This window comes from Methanoculleus sp. (genome assembly GCF_035363275.1).
GTDB lineage: Archaea > Halobacteriota > Methanomicrobia > Methanomicrobiales > Methanoculleaceae > Methanoculleus.
Map to the genome: position 1 here is coordinate 1 of NZ_DAOSET010000029.1, position 18,913 is coordinate 18,913.

21 protein-coding genes are annotated in these 18,913 nt (G+C 64.5%); 13 read left to right on the top strand and 8 right to left on the bottom strand.

The annotated features are described in order from the left end of the window. Positions 1-1,175: histidinol dehydrogenase (gene hisD, locus PLN84_RS07760; protein ID WP_348531995.1), on the bottom strand; the 1,175-nt coding region annotated here is incomplete at its 3' end. A gap of 162 nt (positions 1,176-1,337) precedes the next feature. Between hisD and PLN84_RS07765 the strand changes: the two genes are divergently transcribed. From PLN84_RS07765 to PLN84_RS07790, 6 genes are all read left to right on the top strand, one after another. Continuing rightward, positions 1,338-2,285 (top strand): substrate-binding domain-containing protein, encoded by a 948-nt coding sequence (locus tag PLN84_RS07765; RefSeq protein ID WP_292386618.1) that lies wholly within the window; start codon positions 1,338-1,340, stop codon positions 2,283-2,285. A 211-nt stretch (positions 2,286-2,496) separates the two neighbouring features. Continuing rightward, positions 2,497-3,462, top strand: a complete 966-nt coding sequence (locus tag PLN84_RS07770) for a substrate-binding domain-containing protein (protein ID WP_292386619.1) — start codon at positions 2,497-2,499, stop codon at positions 3,460-3,462. Between the two features lie 67 nt (positions 3,463-3,529). Beyond that, positions 3,530-4,225, top strand: a complete 696-nt coding sequence (locus PLN84_RS07775) for an ABC transporter permease (RefSeq protein WP_292386620.1) — start codon at positions 3,530-3,532, stop codon at positions 4,223-4,225. A gap of 4 nt (positions 4,226-4,229) precedes the next feature. Continuing rightward, entirely contained in the window at positions 4,230-5,306 is a 1,077-nt protein-coding gene (locus PLN84_RS07780; protein ID WP_292386621.1) for an ABC transporter ATP-binding protein, read from the top strand. A gap of 126 nt (positions 5,307-5,432) precedes the next feature. Then, complete coding sequence (locus PLN84_RS07785; RefSeq protein WP_292386622.1) at positions 5,433-6,314, top strand: ABC transporter permease; 882 nt, start codon at positions 5,433-5,435, stop codon at positions 6,312-6,314. Then, a complete protein-coding gene (locus tag PLN84_RS07790; protein ID WP_292386623.1) occupies positions 6,301-7,359 on the top strand; it encodes an ATP-binding cassette domain-containing protein in 1,059 nt (352 codons plus the stop codon). Before PLN84_RS07785 ends, PLN84_RS07790 begins: the two co-directional genes overlap by 14 nt. A 6-nt stretch (positions 7,360-7,365) precedes the next feature. Here the strand turns inward: PLN84_RS07790 and PLN84_RS07795 are convergent, their stop codons facing one another. Beyond that, positions 7,366-7,620 carry a SemiSWEET transporter gene (locus tag PLN84_RS07795; RefSeq protein WP_292386624.1) on the bottom strand — a complete coding sequence of 85 codons (255 nt, stop codon included), beginning with the start codon at positions 7,618-7,620 and terminating at the stop codon, positions 7,366-7,368. 47 nt (positions 7,621-7,667) lie between these two features. Further along, positions 7,668-8,801, bottom strand: a complete 1,134-nt coding sequence (locus tag PLN84_RS07800; protein ID WP_292386625.1) for a putative sulfate/molybdate transporter — start codon at positions 8,799-8,801, stop codon at positions 7,668-7,670. Between the two features lie 328 nt (positions 8,802-9,129). Between PLN84_RS07800 and tsaA the strand changes: the two genes are divergently transcribed. Then, complete coding sequence (gene tsaA / locus PLN84_RS07805; RefSeq protein ID WP_292386668.1) at positions 9,130-9,660, top strand: tRNA (N6-threonylcarbamoyladenosine(37)-N6)-methyltransferase TrmO; 531 nt, start codon at positions 9,130-9,132, stop codon at positions 9,658-9,660. A 30-nt stretch (positions 9,661-9,690) separates the two neighbouring features. On the opposite strand, the gene PLN84_RS07810 is transcribed toward tsaA, so the two are convergent. The 4 genes from PLN84_RS07810 to PLN84_RS07825 are packed head-to-tail and all read right to left on the bottom strand — an operon-like array spanning position 9,691 to position 12,282. Beyond that, positions 9,691-10,662 (bottom strand): mechanosensitive ion channel family protein, encoded by a 972-nt coding sequence (locus PLN84_RS07810; protein WP_292386627.1) that lies wholly within the window; start codon positions 10,660-10,662, stop codon positions 9,691-9,693. Positions 10,663-10,699: 37 nt separating this feature from the next. Further along, on the bottom strand, positions 10,700-11,584 hold the full coding sequence (locus PLN84_RS07815) for a mechanosensitive ion channel domain-containing protein (protein WP_292386628.1): 885 nt from the start codon (positions 11,582-11,584) through the stop codon (positions 10,700-10,702). 43 nt (positions 11,585-11,627) lie between these two features. Beyond that, a complete protein-coding gene (locus PLN84_RS07820) occupies positions 11,628-11,996 on the bottom strand; it encodes a hypothetical protein (RefSeq protein WP_292386629.1) in 369 nt (122 codons plus the stop codon). Positions 11,997-12,045: 49 nt separating this feature from the next. Then, positions 12,046-12,282, bottom strand: coding sequence for a hypothetical protein (locus tag PLN84_RS07825; protein ID WP_292386630.1), 237 nt, complete (start codon positions 12,280-12,282; stop codon positions 12,046-12,048). A 92-nt stretch (positions 12,283-12,374) separates the two neighbouring features. Here PLN84_RS07825 and PLN84_RS07830 point away from each other — a divergent pair, with 92 nt between their 5' ends. From PLN84_RS07830 to PLN84_RS07855, 6 genes are all read left to right on the top strand, one after another. Continuing rightward, a complete protein-coding gene (locus PLN84_RS07830; protein ID WP_292386631.1) occupies positions 12,375-13,181 on the top strand; it encodes a uridylate kinase in 807 nt (268 codons plus the stop codon). Positions 13,182-13,263: 82 nt separating this feature from the next. Continuing rightward, positions 13,264-13,962, top strand: a complete 699-nt coding sequence (locus PLN84_RS07835; RefSeq protein ID WP_292386632.1) for an ABC transporter substrate-binding protein — start codon at positions 13,264-13,266, stop codon at positions 13,960-13,962. A 149-nt stretch (positions 13,963-14,111) separates the two neighbouring features. After that, positions 14,112-15,038, top strand: coding sequence for a substrate-binding domain-containing protein (locus PLN84_RS07840; protein WP_292386633.1), 927 nt, complete (start codon positions 14,112-14,114; stop codon positions 15,036-15,038). Between the two features lie 57 nt (positions 15,039-15,095). Then, positions 15,096-15,797 carry an ABC transporter permease gene (locus PLN84_RS07845; protein WP_292386634.1) on the top strand — a complete coding sequence of 234 codons (702 nt, stop codon included), beginning with the start codon at positions 15,096-15,098 and terminating at the stop codon, positions 15,795-15,797. Positions 15,798-15,802: 5 nt separating this feature from the next. After that, a complete protein-coding gene (locus PLN84_RS07850) occupies positions 15,803-16,879 on the top strand; it encodes an ABC transporter ATP-binding protein (RefSeq protein ID WP_292386635.1) in 1,077 nt (358 codons plus the stop codon). Positions 16,880-17,170: 291 nt separating this feature from the next. Then, on the top strand, positions 17,171-17,332 hold the full coding sequence (locus PLN84_RS07855) for a hypothetical protein (RefSeq protein WP_292558683.1): 162 nt from the start codon (positions 17,171-17,173) through the stop codon (positions 17,330-17,332). 248 nt (positions 17,333-17,580) lie between these two features. On the opposite strand, the gene PLN84_RS07860 is transcribed toward PLN84_RS07855, so the two are convergent. Next, positions 17,581-18,912, bottom strand: coding sequence for a P-loop domain-containing protein (locus tag PLN84_RS07860; protein ID WP_292386637.1), 1,332 nt, complete (start codon positions 18,910-18,912; stop codon positions 17,581-17,583). Position 18,913 lies beyond the last annotated feature (1 nt).

Consider the following 18,913-nt stretch of genomic DNA (forward strand, 5'->3'; position numbering starts at 1 on the left):
TCGCCGATGGCTTCGAGACCCTCCCGCGTGATCACCTGGACCGTCGAGCGCCGGCAGAAGTGGTTCACGTCGAGGCCGGAGTAGAAACTGGCATAGCCTGCCGTCGGGAGGACGTGGTTCGTCCCCGACGCGTAGTCGCCGCAGGCCACCGCCGCGTAGGGGCCGACGAAGATCGACCCGGCGTTCCGGATCCGGTTGAGGACGGCGAGCGGGTCGGCCACCTGGACCGAGAGGTGCTCGGGGGCGATGCCGTCGACCGTCGCCACCGCCTCGTCGAGCCCGCCGGTGACGATGTAGCCGGAGTGGTCGAGGGCCTTCTCCACGATCTCGCGGCGGGCAGCGCCCTCTGCCATCCGCTTCACCTCGGCCCCGACACGGTAGGCGAGGGTCGTCTCGGTTGTCACCAGAACGCAGGCGGCGTTCGGGTCGTGTTCGGCCTGGGCCAGGATATCGGCCGCGATGAAGGTCGGGTTCGCCGTGTTGTCGGCGAGGATCGCGATCTCGCTTGGCCCCGCCGGGAAGTCGATCTCCGCCTCGTCGCGCAGAAGCATCTTCGCCGCGGTGACGTAGACGTTGCCGGGGCCGACGATCTTCTCGACCTTTGGGACCGTCTCCGTCCCGATCGCCATCGCTGCGATCGCCTGGGCGCCGCCGACCCGGTAGATCTCGTCGACCCCGGCGATATCGAGCGCAACGAGCGTGATTGGGCTCGTCGGCGGCGGGGTGCAGCAGCAGATCTCTCGGACCCCCGCGACCTTTGCCGGGATGGTGCACATCAGCGCCGTCGAGGGGTAGGCCGCCCGCCCGCCGGGGACGTAGGCCCCGATGCGGGATAAGGGCGTCGTCTTGACGCCGAGGGTGATCCCCGGCTCCATCTCCTGGAGCCAGAGGTCGCGCCCGCGCTGCAGTTCGTGGAACCGGCTGATCCGCGCCTCCGCCTCCACCAGGCTCTCGACCAGCCGTGCGTCCACCTGGTCGTAGGCCGCCTCCCGCTCCTCGTCGGAGACGGCGATCTCCTCCAGATCGATCTTATCAAATTTCTTCGTCAGGTCGAGGAGGGCCGCGTCGCCCTCCGCCCGCACCCTTCCGATGATCTCCGAGACCGGTCCCTTCACCCGGTCAAGGTCCGATCGTCGACCGGCAATCCAGGTCTCGATATCCAGCGCCTGCCACATGAGGAACAGGGTCGGCGGGGAGGAGCGTTAAGGTTTCGACTTCCGGGGCGCCGGATAAAACCACTCCTCGCATGAGCGGGTTTTCGGAAAGGGCTTTACAACTATTATTTGTTAACAACTATAAAAAAGACTAAATATTTTGTCTACCGAAGGCCCGCCCGCATGACTCCAAGATCGTGGGTGCCCCTTCTGGGCATCGTAGTAGTGCTGCTCGCCGCATGTGCCGTCTCCGTCACGGCGCAGGAGGCGGCAGATCCGGGCGTGCTCCGGATAGCAACGACGACGAGCCTCCGTGATACAGGCCTTCTTGACGAGCTCGAACTGATGTATGAGAACACCTCCGACGTAGACGTACAGATCACCGCCCAGGGGACCGGGCAGTCCCTCGACACCGCCCGGCGCGGCGATGTCGACCTGGTTCTCGTCCATTCGCCGTCGCTTGAGCAGCAGTTCATCGACGAGGGCTACGGCATCAACGAACGGTGCTTCGCCTACAACAACTTCCTCATCGTCGGGCCGGAGTCCGACCCGGCGGGGATCGCGAACATGACCCCGGTCGAGGCGTTCCAGGCGATCTACCTTGCCGGCACGAACAACACCCCCGACGTCTCGTTCGCCTCACGCGGCGATGAGTCCGGGACCCACACCCGGGAGAAGGAGATCTGGGAAGCGGCCGGTTACAACTACACTACCGACATCCAGGACTCCGGGGCCTGGTATCTTGAGACCGGGAGCGGCATGGGCGAGACCCTGACCCTCGCCAACCAGAGGAACGCCTACACGTTCTCCGACATCGGGACCTACCTCGCCCTTCAGGACCAGCTGGCACTCGTGCAGCTCGTGACGGAGGGGGACCAGCTCATGAACCGCTACAGCGCAATCGCGGTCAACCCCGAGATGGCGGAAGGCGTCAACATCGATGAGGCCAACAACTTCATCGACTGGATCACCTCGGACGAGACCAAGGAGTTCATCGGGAACTTCGGCGTCGAGGAGTTCGGCCAGCCGCTCTTCATCCCGCTCTACCCGCCCGAGTGTACCGAGCCGCCGTTCAACTGCACCACCTGCTCGGGACAGGGAAACGCGACGACCGGTAACGCGACGGCGTGAATCGGGACCGCTCGCACCGTGCTACAGCGGTCCGGGGCGTGAAATCTCTGCTGCCTGCCAGAAGACAGAGGCAGGTGGCGGAGACACCGCCTCAGTATCGGTGCATGCGGCGGTTCGGCACGGGGATTGCTCCGGGAGGACGATAGGCATATTGTTGACATCTGGCCACCGTTAACTATTTAGCATCGGTCGAACATCCTGACGCGTTGTTATGAGAACGAATGCGACTCTTCCGACGGCAGGCATCATCGCGATCCTGCTCATCCTCGCTCTCGGTGCGGGGTGTACCGGGACGGCGCCGGGCGGCAACGAGACCCCGACCGCCACGACGACTCCCGCCGGTGGGGGGAACGTCCTCCGGATAGCCACCACGACGAGCCTCGAGAACACCGGGCTGCTCGCGGAACTCGAACGGGTCTACGAGAACGAGACCGGTATGGACCTCCAGTTCATCGCCCAGGGGACCGGGCAGTCCATCGACTCCGGCAGGCGCGGCGACGTCGACCTGGTGCTCGTCCACGCCCCGGACCTTGAACAGCAGTTCGTCGACGACGGTTTCGGGATCGACCCGCGGTGCATCGCCTACAACTACTTCATCATCGTCGGGCCGGAGTCCGACCCGGCGGGGATCGCGAACATGACCCCGGTCGAGGCCTTCAAGACGATCTATCTCGCCGGCACGAACAACACCCCCGGCGTCATCTTCGTCTCCCGCGGCGACAACTCCGGGACCCATAACCAGGAGAAGGTCCTCTGGGAGCAGGCGGGCTACGACTACGACACCGAGATCCTGGACACCGGGGGCTGGTACGTCGAGGCCGGCAAGGGCATGGGCGACACCCTGATCCTGGCAAACGAGCAGCAGGCATACACGCTCTCCGATGAAGGGACGTATCTCTCGTTCGCTGACCGGCTCACCCTGGTGCCGGTCATTGCCGAGGGTGCGGAACTCCTGAACCGCTACAGCGCAATCGCCGTCAACCCCGAAGAGCACCCGGGTGTGAACGCCGAAGGTGCCGCGGAGTTCATCAACTGGCTCACCACGAACGAGACGAAAGAGATGATCGGGAACTTCGGCGCCGAGGAGTTCGGCAAACCGCTCTTTACGCCGCTCTACGCTCCCGAGTGCGCCGAGCCGCCGTTCAACTGCACCTGCACGGGAGAGGTGACCGGATAAGCGCAGATCAGAGGTGGAAGGGAGGCGTGAACGAGGTGGACGGCAGGGTAATGGAGGCTGAGAGCGCGTGGTGAACGAGAACCCGATCATCGAGGGGTTCATCGAGGCCATCGAGCTCATCGTCACCCTCGATCCCCAGGTGGTGGAGATCACCATCCGCTCCCTCTATGTCTCCCTCACCGCCACCTTCTTTGCCGCGCTGATCGCCCTCCCGCTCGGCGCGCTCATCTACTTCTACGAGTTCCGGGGGAAGCACGCGGTCGTCTCCACGCTCCAGACGCTCTACGCGCTCCCCACGGTCATCGTCGGCCTGCTCATGTTCCTCCTCCTCTCGAACATCGGCCCCTTCGGGTTCCTTCGCCTCCTCTACACGCCTGGCGGTATGATCGTCACCCAGACGATCCTCATCATCCCGCTCCTGATGGGGCTGACGGTCTCGGCGCTCTCCGGGATCGACCGGGACAAGCGCTACACGATCACCGCCCTCGGCGCGAGCAGGCTCCAGACGATCATGACGATCATCGCTGAGGCGCGGTTTGCAGTCATGGCCGGCGTCCTCCTGGGCTTCGGGCGGGCGATCGCCGAGGTCGGGACGGTGATGATCGTCGGCGGGAACATCCGGGGCGCCACCCGCGTCCTCACTACCGCGATAGCGCTCAACACATCGATGGCAAACTACTCCCTCTCGATTGCACTCGGGATCATCCTCCTTGCGGTGGCGCTCGGTGTAAACATCACCCTCTCCCTGGTGCAGCGGCGGTGATATGATGGCGATCATCGAGGCACACGATATCACGAAGTTCTACGGCAACCTCAGGGTCCTGCACGACGTTGACCTCTCGGTCGGGAAAGGAGAGATCCTCGCGCTCATCGGGCCGAGCGGCTCCGGGAAGAGCACGCTTCTCCGGGTTCTCGACCTGATCGAGCCCGCAAACGGCGGCGAGATCTCGGTCTTCGGGATCGACGTGGTACAGGAGCGCGGCCGCTGGCTCGATCTGCGCCGCCGGATGGGAATGCTCTTCCAGCGGCCGATCGTCTTCAACGCGTCCGTCTACGACAACGTCGCGATGGGGCTGCGCTACCGGGGAGCCTCCGGCGAGGATATCGAGAGGAAGGTGAAAGAAGCCCTCGAAGCCGTCGGGCTCTCCCGCTACATCAAGAGCAAGGCGACCGACCTCTCCGGCGGCGAGCAACAGCGGGTGGCGTTATCGAGGGTGCTCGTGACGGACCCCGAGATCCTCTTCCTGGACGAGCCGACCGCGAACCTGGACCCGACATCGACCGCCACCATCGAGCGGATCGTGACGGGCCTGAACCGCGAGGCCGGGATGACTGTCCTCATCAGCACCCACGATCTCTCGCAGGGGCAGAGGCTCGCCCACCGGATCGCGGTGATGATCGACGGCACGATCGCCCAGACCGGGCCATCGCGCGAGGTCTTCCGCGAGCCGAAGGACCGGAGGATCGCCCGATTCGTGGGCGCCGAGAATATCATCCCGGCCCGGGTCGTCTCGCGGAGCAACGGATTCACCATCGTTGAGGCACATGGAAGACAGATGCTCTCGGCGACCCCGCCGCCCGCCGAAGAGGTCGAGATGGTCGCCCGGGGCGAGGATATCTCCCTGCACCGGCGGGAACCGGAGCACGAGGAGGCGGAGAACCGTTTCCCCGCCACGGTCACCCGTATCGAACCCACGGCACCGTTCGTGAACGTGACGGTCCACTGCGGGTGCGATCTTGTCGCGCTGGTGACCGCGAGGAGGGCGGAGGCCCTCGGCCTCCGTGAGGGGATGGAGGTCTGGGTCTCTCTCCAGGCGAAGGCGGTCCACCTTATCCGCAGGTAGAGCATGAGAGGTTAACGGAAACGGGTTAATCCGCGCAAAAAGCGACACTCTTACATCAGGCCGCCGTCAATTGTCCTTATGCCAATCGCTCCTCCCTCCCGGGAGGAGCATGGATTACATACGGACATGAAGACCAGAGTCATTTCCGGCGATCTTCTCCGGGGCGGCAGGGAGGCATCCCTCACCCGGTGGAAGAAGCACCGGGGACGCTACGTAGACTGGTGCATCGTCGGGTTCTGCATCATGGGAGCGGCGCTCGTCGGGATCACGGTGCTCGCGCTCGCGAGCATGGCGACGGCGGAACTCGGAAACCCGGCTCACCTCCTCGAGGTGGCGCTCTCGTCGGAGGTGATCCACTCCATTCTTCTCACGTTTGCTGCGGGGGCGAACGCCGTCCTCCTCCTCGCCCTCTTCGGGACCCCGCTCGCCTACGTCCTCGCCCGGGCGCATCCGTCCCGTTTCAAGGGCGTCGTCGAGAGCATCGTCGACATCCCCCTCATCCTGCCGCACACCGTGGCGGGGTTGCTCGTCTACCTCCTCTTCATGCGCCGGGGCTGGCTCGGCGCACCGCTCTCCGGGATCGGGCTCGCGTTCGAGGATGCCTACCCGGGAACGGTCGTCGCGATGCTCTTCGTCGCCTCGCCGTTCTATGTCAACACCATGCGGGAGGGCTTTGAGAAGGTCCCGGTCCACCTTGAGAACGTCGCCCGCACGCTCGGTGCCGGGACGTTCACCACCTTCCGCACGGTCACGCTCCCCTTAAGCCTCCGGCACATGTACAACGGGGCAATATTTGCCTGGGGGAGGGCTATCGGAGAGTTCGCCGGCGTTATCATGATCGCCTACTACCCGTTCATCATATCGACGCTGATCTACTACTCGTTCACGACGGACGGCATCCAGACAAGCAGGAGCATCGCGTTCACGGTCATCCTGGTCAGTTTAGGAGTCTTCTATCTTCTTCGGCGAATGACCCGGTGCTTAGGGAGGCACGATGATAGAGTTTGACCGCGTCTCGCTCACCCTTGGCTCGTTCTGCTTGAAGGACGTCAGCCTGAATGTCGGTAAGGGCGACTACTACTTCATCATCGGGCCGTCCGGCGCGGGAAAGACGGTCCTCCTCGAGGCGATCGCCGGCCTTCATTCGCCAGGCAGCGGCCGCGTCCTCCTCCGGGACGAGGAGATCACCGCGCTCCCGCCGGAGAAGCGGGGGGTTGCCCTCGTCTATCAGGACTACTCGCTCTTCCCGAACATGACGGTCGCCGACAACGTCTCCTACGGCCTCCGTGTCCGGGGGATGCGGAAGGGAGAGGCCAGGACCGGGGTCGCGGGGCTCCTCGAGCGGTTCGGGATCGCTCACCTTGCCGACCGCTACCCGGGCACCCTCTCCGGCGGCGAGCAGCAGCGGGTGGCGCTCGCACGTGCCGTCGCGGTGAAGCCCGATATCCTCCTCCTTGATGAACCCCTCTCGGCCCTCGACCCGGTCACGCAGGAGAGGTTCATCGACGACCTCCGGCGCCTCCACCGGGAGGAGGGGCTCACCATCGTCCAGGTGAGCCACTCGCGCCGGGAGGCGCACCTCCTCGCCACCCGGGTGGCGGTGATCATCGATGGGACCCTCGTGGACGAGGAAGAGGCCGAAGTTGTCCTGAACACGCCACGGAGCCGCGAAGTCGCCTCGTTCGTCGGCATCGAGAACATCCTTGACGGGATCGTGACGGCAAACGAGGACGGGCACGCGACGGTGGATGCCGGGGGGCGGACCTTCGAGGTGGTGACGGAGGCTGCCGCCGGCGAAGCGGTCACCCTCTGCATCCGGGCCGACGATGTCGTCCTCGTCACCGGGGACGAACGTCGCTCCAGCGCCCGGAACACGATGGCCGGGAGGGTCGTCTCCGTCGCGGAGAACGGTCCCGTCGCCGAGGTGAAGGTGGACTGCGGTGTCACGCTCACCGCGGTCCTGACACGGCGGTCGGCACGCGATCTCGCGCTCGTTCCGGGGATCGCCGTGACCCTTTCCGTCAAGGCAACGGCGATCCACGTCATCGGGTGAAACTCCTCACCCGTTCTTTTGTTTCAGCACGAGCAGCAGGCCGATGAGGCCGGCGGTGACGGCGTTCGCCGCGATGATGGCGGGGTCCGCTCTCACCACGCCGTAGGCGAGCCAGAGCAGGACACCGGCAAGGAGGACGACGAGCATCGCGAGCGAGAGGTCGGCGGTCGAGCGCGTGCGCCAGGCTTTCGCGACCTGCGGCGCGAACGAGAGCGTCTTAAGCGTTCCTGCGGTGAGGCCGAGGACGGTGATGGTGTCCATGAGCACCTTCCCGGGTCTTACGCCGGATGGGATAAATCCTGGTCCGGTCACGACCCGGGCTGCCGCCTGCCCGCCCGCCATTGCAGAACGTAGGCAAGGACCATCCCGACGATGAAGGCGACGGTGAGACCGATCGCGAGGGTGAGGACGGCGATGACCGCCGTGACCAGGTAGGACTCCGTCTTCGCGCTGTGCTTCCCGAGCTCGAGCGCCACGAAGACCAGGAGTGCCCCGAAGACCCCGAACGGGATGAGGGTCAGGACCTCCGGCGGGGCGAAGGCGACGGCGAAGATGAGAATGAAGATCCCGGCGACGATGTTCGCCCCGCCGGTCCTCGCGCCGAACCGGTACATGGCCGCGAGCCCCCCGGCACCGTGGCACATGGGAAACCCGCCGAGCGGCGTCGAGACCAGGTTCATGGCCCCGATGGTCCGCGAGAGCCTATCGGGGTCGACACCCTTCTTCGGGAAGAGGTCGTAGGTGAGGAGCGACGTCGCGAGGATGGCGTTTGCGATCGTGAGTGGGACCTGCGGGAGGACGAGGTCCCAGGTGCCGGTGATGAAGTCTGAGGGCACCGGGAGGACGAGGGCGGGGAGGGGCATCAGGCGGAACGGTGGCATCCCCTGCACGGCGATGCCGGCGGCAAGCCCGATGATGAGGACGAGCAGGGCGGAGACGTCCGGGATCCGGGTGCGCTGCGACGCGATGAAGAAGACAACGATGACCGCGATCGCGAGCATCGCGACGAGGGTATCGGCGACGATGTAGCCGAGCGACGTCCGGAGGAGGAGGAGCGCGAGCCCTGCCTGGACGCCGCGGATGACGCTTTTCGGGATCCGGTCCTCAAGCCAGGCCATGCCGCCGACGAGGCCGATGATGAGGAAGAGCGCCCCGACGACGAGGCCGGAGGCCACGATCTCGCCGGCACAGAGCCCTTCGGCGATGACGACGGCCCCGATCGCCTTCATCGGCTCGATGGGAATGGGGAGGCGGTAGTAGAGCCCGGTGATGATGAACCAGGCGGCGAGAAAGAGGAAGAAGTGGCTGACGTTCACGTCCGGGCAGACGATCGCGACGCCGAGCAGGATGGGAAAGATGGTTCCGAAGTCGCCGACGGCTCCGGCGACCTCCTCAAGAGTAAACCGGATGCCTCTCTCCTCAGTTCCGCCGCTTTCCGCCATGCTTCATCTCCCTGTATGTCAGGCCTCCTTCTTGGGGTTTTGGATAACGTCCCCGGGTGCGTTCGGGCCTTCCAGGGGATAACGATTACCCTGCCCGAACAGTAAGGGGGGTTAAGTTAGAAACCTCAACATCATCCGGATTATAAACATTTATTTTGCTCAATTGAGTAATTATCCCTATGAGAGCGCACCTGTCTCCCATACTTCCACTGCCATTTACATCAACCGCCGCTTCTTCATGCAGACATACCGCCGGTACGCCGGCGGTGACCGGCACGGCAAAACCCGAACCGCTTGCCTACACTACCTCGACGGAGATGACCTCGTGATGGGACAGAACGAGAATAACGCCATAGAGACCGCCACCTACCGGATCATCGGGACCATCCGATCGCCGTTCACCGACCGGGACACCACACCCATCCAGAGCATCTTCTCCGGGGCGGAGGGAACCATCGAGGTCTTTCCCGAATACGCCGAAGGACTCGAAGGGGTCGAGGGGTTCTCCCACATTCACCTCCTCTACCACTTTCACCGGGTGGACGGCTTCTCTCTGCGCCAGCGCCCCTTCGCCGACGGCAGCAGGGAACGGGGAATCTTTGCCATACGCCACTGCAATCGCCCCAACCCCATCGGCATCTCCCTCGTCGAGGTCGTTGCCGTCGAGGGCAGCACCGTCCGGGTCCGCGGGATCGACGTGCTGGACGGCACGCCGCTCCTCGACATCAAACCCTACGTCCGTCAGTTCGACCACCGCGACGAGGTCAGGAGCGGCTGGGTCGACGCGCGGCGCATCGAGGAGGTGAAGGTCAGGAGCTTCTCGCCAAAGGACCTCCGGGAGTACGAGGAGTCTTCATGAGCCGGCGGAGCCCCTCCCGGCCCCCGATTCTCACGCCGCCGGTCCAGGTGCGGCGCCCCTGTCACGGGTCGCATCTTCCGGGGAAGATGCCGAAGGCCCGGGGCCGGGCTCATCCTCCCATTTCTTTTCGTCAAGAAGGTCCTCGGCCTTCAGCCGTTCGATGGCCGCGTCCAGATACTCCGAGACGATCCTGTCCCTCTCCTGAATCTGCCGGATCCAGACCCGCACCGTCAGCCTGACCCAGTCCTCCTTGATCGACGAGACCTGCACCTTCGGCTCGAACAACGCATGACCGGGGCCGGGGCGATCGGATGAGAGGCGCCCGATATACGGGAGATCGAAGAGGCTCTGGAGGGCGGACCGCTCGGCCGGCTCGACGTGGGGCAGGATCAAGGGATGGTCGTGCGCGGCGGCAAGTGCGATCGCCTCCGCCCGCGCGAGGTCCGCGGTGACCGGGACGGCGAGCGGGATCGTGACCTCGAGAAGCCCGGCACGTGAGTAGTTGATGACCTTTGAGGTGATGATGCTCGCGTTTGGCGTGAGGACCAGACCGCCGTCGAGCCCCTTGAGGGTCGTCGTCGTGAAGGAGATGTCCTGCACCCTGCCGGGCCCGGTCTCCGGCCTTCCGCTGACGCTCACCCACTCTTCGAGCTGGACCGGGCGGTTGATCGTGATCAGGACGCCGGCGATGGCGTTCTGGATGATCTGACGCGACGAGAACGCTACGACGATACCAAGGATGCCGAGCGATGCGGCGAAGGCCGTCGGGTCGAAGGCGAGGAAGTGCCTGGCGCTCGCGTATATCCCGCCGAGGATGATGCCGTACTGAAGGACGGCCGCCGTCCACTTGGCTGTCCCGCGGGAGACGCGCCCGTCCAGACCCCGCCGGAGGAGCAGGTAGGCGAGGTTGCCGAGAAAGAGAAACCCGACGAAGGTGAAGAGAAAGGCTAGGAACACATCAAGGGAGACCTCGCCGATGAGGACCGAACCGCTCTCCTGCATATTAAAGGGTGAGAGAGGGGAAGATTAAGCCCTTCCGTCATGATGCTTCGGCCTTGACCGGGATCTCTTCAGCCGAGAGACGCCTGAGAACCTCCTTCAAGTACCGGGAGACAATATCGTCTTTTTGGGGGATCTTGCGGGTCCAGGCCCCGACGGTCAGTTTGATCCAGCCGTCGGTCACCGACGCGGTACGGATGGCGGGCTCGAGGTGCGCAAGGTCGGGGCGGTCGGAGCGGAGACGCCTGTTGTAGGGGAGATCAAAGAGGTCCTGGATGGCGGATTGTTCGCCCGCACCGGGGTCCTGGATGATCCGGGGGTCGTTGCGCGCTACCGCGAGCGCGATCTCCTTCACCTGCGCGAGGTCAACGGCGACCGGGACGGAGATCGAGACACGGATCTCCATCAGCCCGCCCCGGGAATAGTTGATGACCTTCGAGGCGATGATGCTCGAGTTCGGCATGAGGACGAGGCCGCCGTCGAGACCCTGGAGGATCGTCGTCGTGAAGGAGATGTCGTGCACCTTGCAGAGCCCTGTCGACGGCATCTCCCCGACGACGATCCACTCTTCGAGCTGGACCGGGCGGTTGATCGTGATGAGAACCCCCGCAAGGACGTTCTGGATGATCTGGCTCGACGAGACGGCCACGACGATACCGAGGATGCCGAGCGATGCGACGACGGCCCTCAGGTCGAAGGCGAGGAGATACCGTGCGCTCGCGTAGCCCCCGCCGATGATGACGGCATACTGGAGGATAGCCGCCGCCCACTTGGCCGCTCCGGGGGAGACCCGCCCGTCCAGAGCCCGCCTGAGAAGCATGTAGGCGAGGTTGCCGAGGAAAAGGAGCCCGATAAGCGTGAGAACGAACGCGAAGAGCGCGTCAAGAGGTACACCGCCGATGAGGACCGGATCGCCCGACTCCATGTAGAGAAAGATGGGTGAGCGAGGGAGTTAACCCCTCCTGCTGCTACCCGGACCCACCGCCGCCCGGTGCGCCCGCACGGGCCTGGAGCGCGGAGAGGATCTCTGCATCGAGAACCTCTTCGGCGCGCTCCCGATACCGGTCCGCCATGATCGCGAGAAGACATTCTGTCCCCGCGGCCGTGGTGGAGATCCCGACCCGCTCAACCCGGCGGATCAGCCCGTCGTGCTCCATCTCACCGAACCGGGGGAGGACGTAGTAGTGGGGGATCCCGAGATGCTCGGCAAGTTTTCGGGTGGTGGGAAAACGTATGGCGATGCCGCCCGGGTAAAAACCGATGGTTACGCACCGATCCTCCTCGAGGAGGATCTGTGCTGCCGCCTCAAAGATATCGTCATGCTCGTGTGTGGACATCCGATCGCGAAAGTTTGGTTGTTGTGAGGAAAAAAGGAAGCCGGTCTGGTTACGCTGCCGCTTCCGCCTTCATCTCGCCCCGCTCTTCTTCGGGCATCTCCTCGAGGTAGGTGATCTCGGCGCCGATGTCTTTGGCGATCTGCTCGAGTTCGGTTTTGCGGAAGTGGGTGCTCTCTACCTTCAGGTGCTTATCTTCGCCCTTCTCTTCGACGACGGCGACGACGCGGAACCGCGGCTGTTTCACGCCGGTGCCGACTTTCTGGCGTTCACGTGCATAGATCTTCATACTTCTCTTCACCTCATACCAGCTGGTATACCTGCTGGTAGCTCACAAAGATACTTAATGTTTTCCTCCATACCTGAATTGAGTGGTGTTTTATGGCAGAACGATTTGAGATGGGATCGAAGCTCAAGGGTGAAAGCCTTGTCCGGCGCGGTCTGCTCCGCGAGACCGAAGGTGTCCGGCAGATCAGGATCATGCCCGACCTGAACGTTATCAAGATCGGCGGCCACGGCGTCATCGACTACGGGCGGAAGGTTGTCCACCCGCTGGTGGAGGAGATCGGGGAACTCTCCCGAAACAATAAGATCCTGGTCGCCACCGGCGGCGGCGCCCGGGTGCGGCACATCCTCGACGTCGGGATTGACCTCGGCATGCCGACGGGGGTGCTGGCCGAACTCGCGGGCAAGATCAGCGAGCAGAACGCGATCATGATGTCTATCCTCTTCTCGAAGTACAACGGCACCCGGATCCACACTGACGATCTCTTAAACCTCCCCTCGCTCATATCCCTCGGGATGCTCCCGGTCGTCCAGGGCACCCCACCCTACGGGCTCTACGAGCACCCCCCGAAACTCGGGAGCATTCCCCCGCACCGGACCGACACCGGCGCCTTCCTGATGGCCGAGGTAGTCGGCGGGAAGAACTGCATCCTCGGGAAGAATGTAGACGGCCTTTATGCCGAGAACCCGTTTGTGAATCCCGACGCCGAGTTCATCCCTGAGATTACGGCCGATGAACTCCTGGAGATGGAGATGGAGGATGTGGTGCTCGAACCGATGGCGGTCGAACTGCTCCGGGATGCCGTCCACGTCAGAGAGATCAAGGTGGTGAACGCCCACGTCCCCGGCAATATTACAAAGGCCATCAACGGGGAGCGGGTCGGCACCCTGATCCGCGCCTGAATCCCCGAAATCAACATTTTTTCATTGACCTCGAAGAAGTCTTATTTAGTATTGTGGGTGGATCAGTACAGCAAGCGATCCCATGACCATCTATCTCGGCATCGACGACACCGACACCCGCGAGTCCCGGGGAACCGGACGGCTCGCACGCACGATTGCAGCAGAACTCGCCAGGAGATACACGGTAACGGGAGTGACCCGGCACCAGCTCTTCGTCCACCCCGCTGTCCCCTACACCTCGCATAACAGCTCCGCGGTCATCCACATCCAGGAAGCGGAGAACGGGGCCGCGGCCGACGTCTTTGCGGCGGCAAAGGAACTGATGCTCGCCGACTTTATCGAGGGGAGCGATCCCGGCATCTGCGTTGCCGCCGGCTCTGCTGTCGGGAGCGAGGTCTCCCGTTTCGGGCTCTCGGCAAAGGCGAGCCTCGTGACGCAGGAAGAGGCGCGCGCGCTCGCCCGCGGGGCAGGAATCCTCCTCGAGGGGCTCGGCGGCACCGAGGACGGCGTGATCGGCGCGCTTGCCGGCGTCGGGCTCGCAGCATCAGGGAACGACGGCCGGTTCGTCCAGAAGGGAACGACCCGGGACCTCCGGGGCGTCCAGACGGTCGCGGCGATCCTCGCCTCAGGCGTCGACCGTGTCTCGACCCGCGAAGGCGCTGCGGTCAGCGAAGGCACCGTCACCCTCCGGAAATTCCCCAAACCCGCCTTCATCGGAGGGAATGCCGTCCTCTTCGTCGAGGCTGACGGCGACACCTACCATGATATCGTGGTCGGGTGACGGTAACCGGATGGGGTGGCCATGCCTCCCCGACTTGCCCATATTAGTTTACCCGGCCCGTTTGTCAATCAGATAAAGTTGATAAACCGATCTTCAAAGTAAATCCATTATATTTAATTACGAGTATTCCGATAGTTTGTTTGATAATTATGGTTAGACGAACTCTTTTCGCCGTTGCGGCCGTCATGGTCGCTCTCCTGTTCATCTGCGGCTGTACCGGGACGACAACTGACCCGGTCCCTGATGAGAAGCAGCAACTCCGTATCGCCACGACGACGAGCCTCTATGACACCAAACTCCTCGACCACCTCACCCCGATCTTCGAGGAACAGTACAACGCCGAGGTGCTGATCATCTCCGCCGGGACCGGCAAGGCGCTCGAGTACGGGCAGCGGGGCGACGTGGACGTCATGATGGTCCACGACCGTGCACGTGAAGACACCTTCCTTGCCGATGGCTACGGGACCAACCGGCGCGTATTCGCCTACAACTACTTCGTCCTCGTCGGACCTGAGTCCGACCCGGCGGGTGTCGCGAACATGACCCCTGAAGCAGCCTTCACCGCCATCCGCGAGAAGGGAACGGCCGGCGACGCGAACGTGACCTTCGTCTCCCGCGGCGACGCATCGGGCACGCACTCCAAAGAGCAGGCCATCTGGAAGGCCGCCGGGTTCAACTACACGACAGAGGTAAAGGGTTCCGGCGACTGGTACCAGGAGGCCGGGACGGGCATGGGCGCGACCCTTGAGATGGCAAACGAGAAGGAGGCCTACACCCTCTCCGACATCGGGACCTATCTCGCCTACAAGGGCGATCTCGACCTCGTGACGATCGTGGACGAGGGCGATATCCTGCTCAACGTCTACTCGGCGATGCAGATCAACCCGGAGAAGTTCCCCGATATCAACAGCACCGTCGCGAAGGACTGGGTCAACTTCGTGATCTCCGACGATATCCAGAAGGAGATCGCCTCTTTCGGCGTCGACAAGTACGGCCAGCCCCTCTTCTACGCTGCAGGGGACGACTGGGAGAAGATCGGCGTGACCGAGGCTGAAGTGAAGGACCCGATCGCCTGATCCGGTCACCAATCCCACCCCTTTTTGCCGCCTGCGAACCACAATTAGGGCAAGAACATGTACGAGATCGTCGAGGGATTCCTGGAGGCGGCACGGCTCATCGTCACGCTCGATGCCGACGTGATGGCCATCGCTCTTCGGAGTATCACGATCTCGCTCACCGCAACCGTTCTTGCCGGCCTGGTCGCCGTTCCGCTCGGCGCTGCGATCTATTTCGGCACCTTTCCGGGCAGGAAGAGCCTCATTAACCTGATCCAGACACTCTACTCTCTACCGACGGTCGTCGTCGGGCTGCTCATATTCCTGTTCATATCCCGGGTCGGGCCGTTTGGCTTTATGCGGCTGCTCTTCACCCCGACCGCCATGGTCATCGCGCAGACGGTCCTCGTCCTGCCGATCATGACCGGGCTCACTATCTCGGCGCTCTCCGGGGTTGACCCGGTCATCAGGGACACCCTCCGCTCGCTCGGCGCGACGCACCTCCAGTTCCTTGCAAACGTCATGAAGGAAGCCCGGTTTGCGATCCTCGCGGCCGTCGCGGTCGGGTTTGGACGGGCGATATCCGAGGTCGGGGCGGCGATTCTCGTCGGCGGCAACATCATGGCGTCGTCGTTTGCAAGTTCGACCCGGGTGCTGACGACTGCGATATCGCTTGAGACCTCGATGGGCAACATCTCCGAGTCGATTGCGCTTGGGATCCTCCTCCTCCTCATTGCCCTCGCCGTCAATCTTGTCATAACCACAGTGCAGCACAGGTAGAACCCATGATTGAACTTGAAGGCGTCAGAAAAGCGTTCGACAGCAAGGAGGTGCTTGCCGGCGTCACCGGACGGATCGAGCGGGGGGAGATCTTTGCCGTCATCGGCCCCTCCGGTGCCGGGAAGTCGACCCTGCTGCGTCTCATCGATCTCCTCGACACCCCGACGGGGGGAGCGATCCGGGTCAGGGGCACTGATATCCACGCGGAGACGGAGAGAAGTCTTTCCATCCGCCGGATGATGGGGATGGTCTTCCAGAAGCCGGCGGTCTTCAACACGACGGTCGCGGAGAACATCGCTGTCGGGCTCCGGTTCAGGAGAGCGAGGGAGGCGGCGATCCGGGAGAAGGTCGAGGAGGCCCTCGAGATGGTCGGTCTCGCCGGCTACGAGGAGCGGCGGGCCCGGACGCTCTCGGGCGGGGAGATGCAACGGGTGGCCCTTGCCCGGGCGATGGTAATCGAGCCCGCGATCCTCCTCATGGATGAACCGACGGCGAACCTCGACCCGGTCTCGGTGGCGACGATCGAGGACCTGGTCGTCCGGATCAACCGCGATCTCGGCACGACGATCCTCTTCTCCACCCACGATATGTACCAGGGTCAGCGGCTCGCCCACCGGATCGGGGTGCTGATGAACGGTGTCTTCGCGCAGGTGGGAACCCCGCGGGAGGTCTTCACCATCCCGGCAAGCCGGGACGTCGCCCGGTTCGTCGGGATCGAGAACATCGTCGACGGCGTCGTCGTCGGGGAGAACGGCAACGCCGTAGTCGTTGCCGGCGGCGTCCGGATCCGGGCCGCGGCGCTCCCCGGCCCGGGAGAGCGGGTCTCCCTCTGTATCCGGTCGGAGGACATCCGGATCGCCCCGGCGGACGCCGCGATGGCCGCGCCCGGCAGAAACGCCCTTCCTGGCACCGTTGCCTCCATCGTCCCCCGCGGCCCGTTCAGCAGGGTGACGGTCGACTGCGGGTTCGCCCTCTCGTCCGTTCTCGCCTGGAAGGTGGTGGACGACTTGGGGATACGCGAAGGCAGCCGCGTCAGGGTCTCGTTCGCGCCGGAGTCGGTCCACGCCGTCCAGCAGGAGTGAGGGGGCGGCATCGCACGGCGGGCACCTTCGCCGCCACCGCTACCACCCGGCGCCCGGAGCCGGCTCTCAAACACTTCAAGTCGCTTCCGCCCGCTCAATCAGCGCCAAGCAGCCACTTCCAGAGCGGGACATACCTGACCGCCCCGTCCGTCTTCTCCATGTCTTTCGTGAGAAGGATGCACTCCGCACCTGGGAACTATGGAGGTCTGCAAACTCAAGCAGCGCCTTCTCTTCCGGGGCGGGGAGGGTATCCGTATACGAGACGTCGATCGCCGAGAGCGACCGGTGGGGATGTTTGACGACGAAATCTACCTCGCCCTGCTTCTTCCGGTAGTAGACCTCATGGTCCTGTTTCTTGAGTTCCAGGAAACGAGGTTCTCCGCAAGTTTTCTCTCATCCTCTAGGAACCGGAACGATACGGCGGTCAGGAGGTCGAGGACCGGGGCCACATGATTTCGTTGGAGTATACCCCGGCACAATTGTCTGTTTTCATCGGAGTATAATCGAACTAAACCAGCTATCCAGGGAGTCTTCCCCATAGTCCTGCAGGGATACCATCACCGTGCCGGCACCCGGCGCCGTGCCCGCGTCACCCTCAGGAAAGAGCGTCGTCCTCCGCCAGGTGCTCCCGCACCTCGGCAAGGTGCGCATCAAGCCGCCGCCGGAACTCCCGGCGGTCGAGCGACCGCGCCTCGTGCCCCTCAAGCTGCAGGATCCGGTCGGCCTGCGCGATCAGGATATCGAGCGACGAGGCAGCGAAGTGCGAAGTTCCCCCGGGAACGGAGCTCGAGCACCGTCAGGTGCGAGGGGAGTTGCATGCCCGTCTCGCCGAGCGCCTCCCGCCGGGTGGCGAGCAGGGTAGCAAGGGGCGTCACCTCCCCGCTCTGGAGGCAGCCCGGCACCAGGAGGTTCGTCGCGGAACGGTCCTCGTCGAGGATGAGGAGCGGGGCCGCCGCCCGGACCGCGGCCTGGAACTCCTCTGCCATCACGAGCGAGCCGCTCCCCCGGCCGAATGCCGCCCGGGGCGCGCCCGCAAGCCCCGGCGGGAGGCTCGCGAAGAAGAGGCTGACGTCCGCTCCGGCGAGGTAGCGCTCGCCCGCCTCCGCCCGGGCGACCCCGTTGACGCTGACGAGGAGTTCCCTCCCGTCCCCGGCGGCGTGGTCGTCCTGCCCGGCGATGAGCGCATGGAGGATGGTGCTCTTCCCTTCGGCGTTCGAGCCGGCGACCGCGAAGACCTCCCGGCGCCGGAGCCCGAGGCCAGTTGCGATCCTGCCGCTCCCGGCGAGTTCCACCTCGACCGGGTCGAGTTCCGGCGGGCAGCAGAAGGGGACGTGCACCCCCTCCTTTGGGCCCGAAATGCGGTGGTGGCACCGGAGCGGGGTGAAGTTGCGGGCGGGCCGCGTGCCGTCGGCGATGAACGCGACGAGCCCCATCCCGGGGAGGACGCGCCGGAGCACCTTCTGGTCGACGGAGAGAGCCCGCGCTGCCGCGAGGGTCTGCTCCGGCACCCGGCGCACGACACGGTCGAGGGCCTCGATGAGCGCCCCGAGTCGTTCCTCAACCTCCCTCGCCGCAGCCGGCGCCGGCGGGCCGGGGTAGGGGAGGGCGCCCCTGATGACGAGATGGACCCCGGCATCGTCGATCCGGTTCCCATCGTCCGGCCGCCAGAGGCCGGTCCCGACGGCACTCCCTGACGCGATCAGCGTGACCGGCTCCACGTTCGGCAGGCAGTGGCGGGGATGCTCCGTCCCGGTCCCGGCGATCGGGTAAAGATCCCGCTCCGCCGGGACCGCCGCCTTGATCGCCTCAATGATGACCCCGGCAGCCCCGTCGGCGCCCGGACCGGACGCGCCCGGGCGTGCCCGGAGCAGGACCGGGATGCTGAACCGGAGCGCTGTCATATCCAGCGACCGGACAAGGTAGGTGTTGACGAGGTCCCGCACCACACCCCGATCGATGCGTGCCCGGCCGTCCCCGATACCCGCGACGATCCGGTGAACCTGCCCCTGCCAGGAACCCTCCGTTCCGCTCATC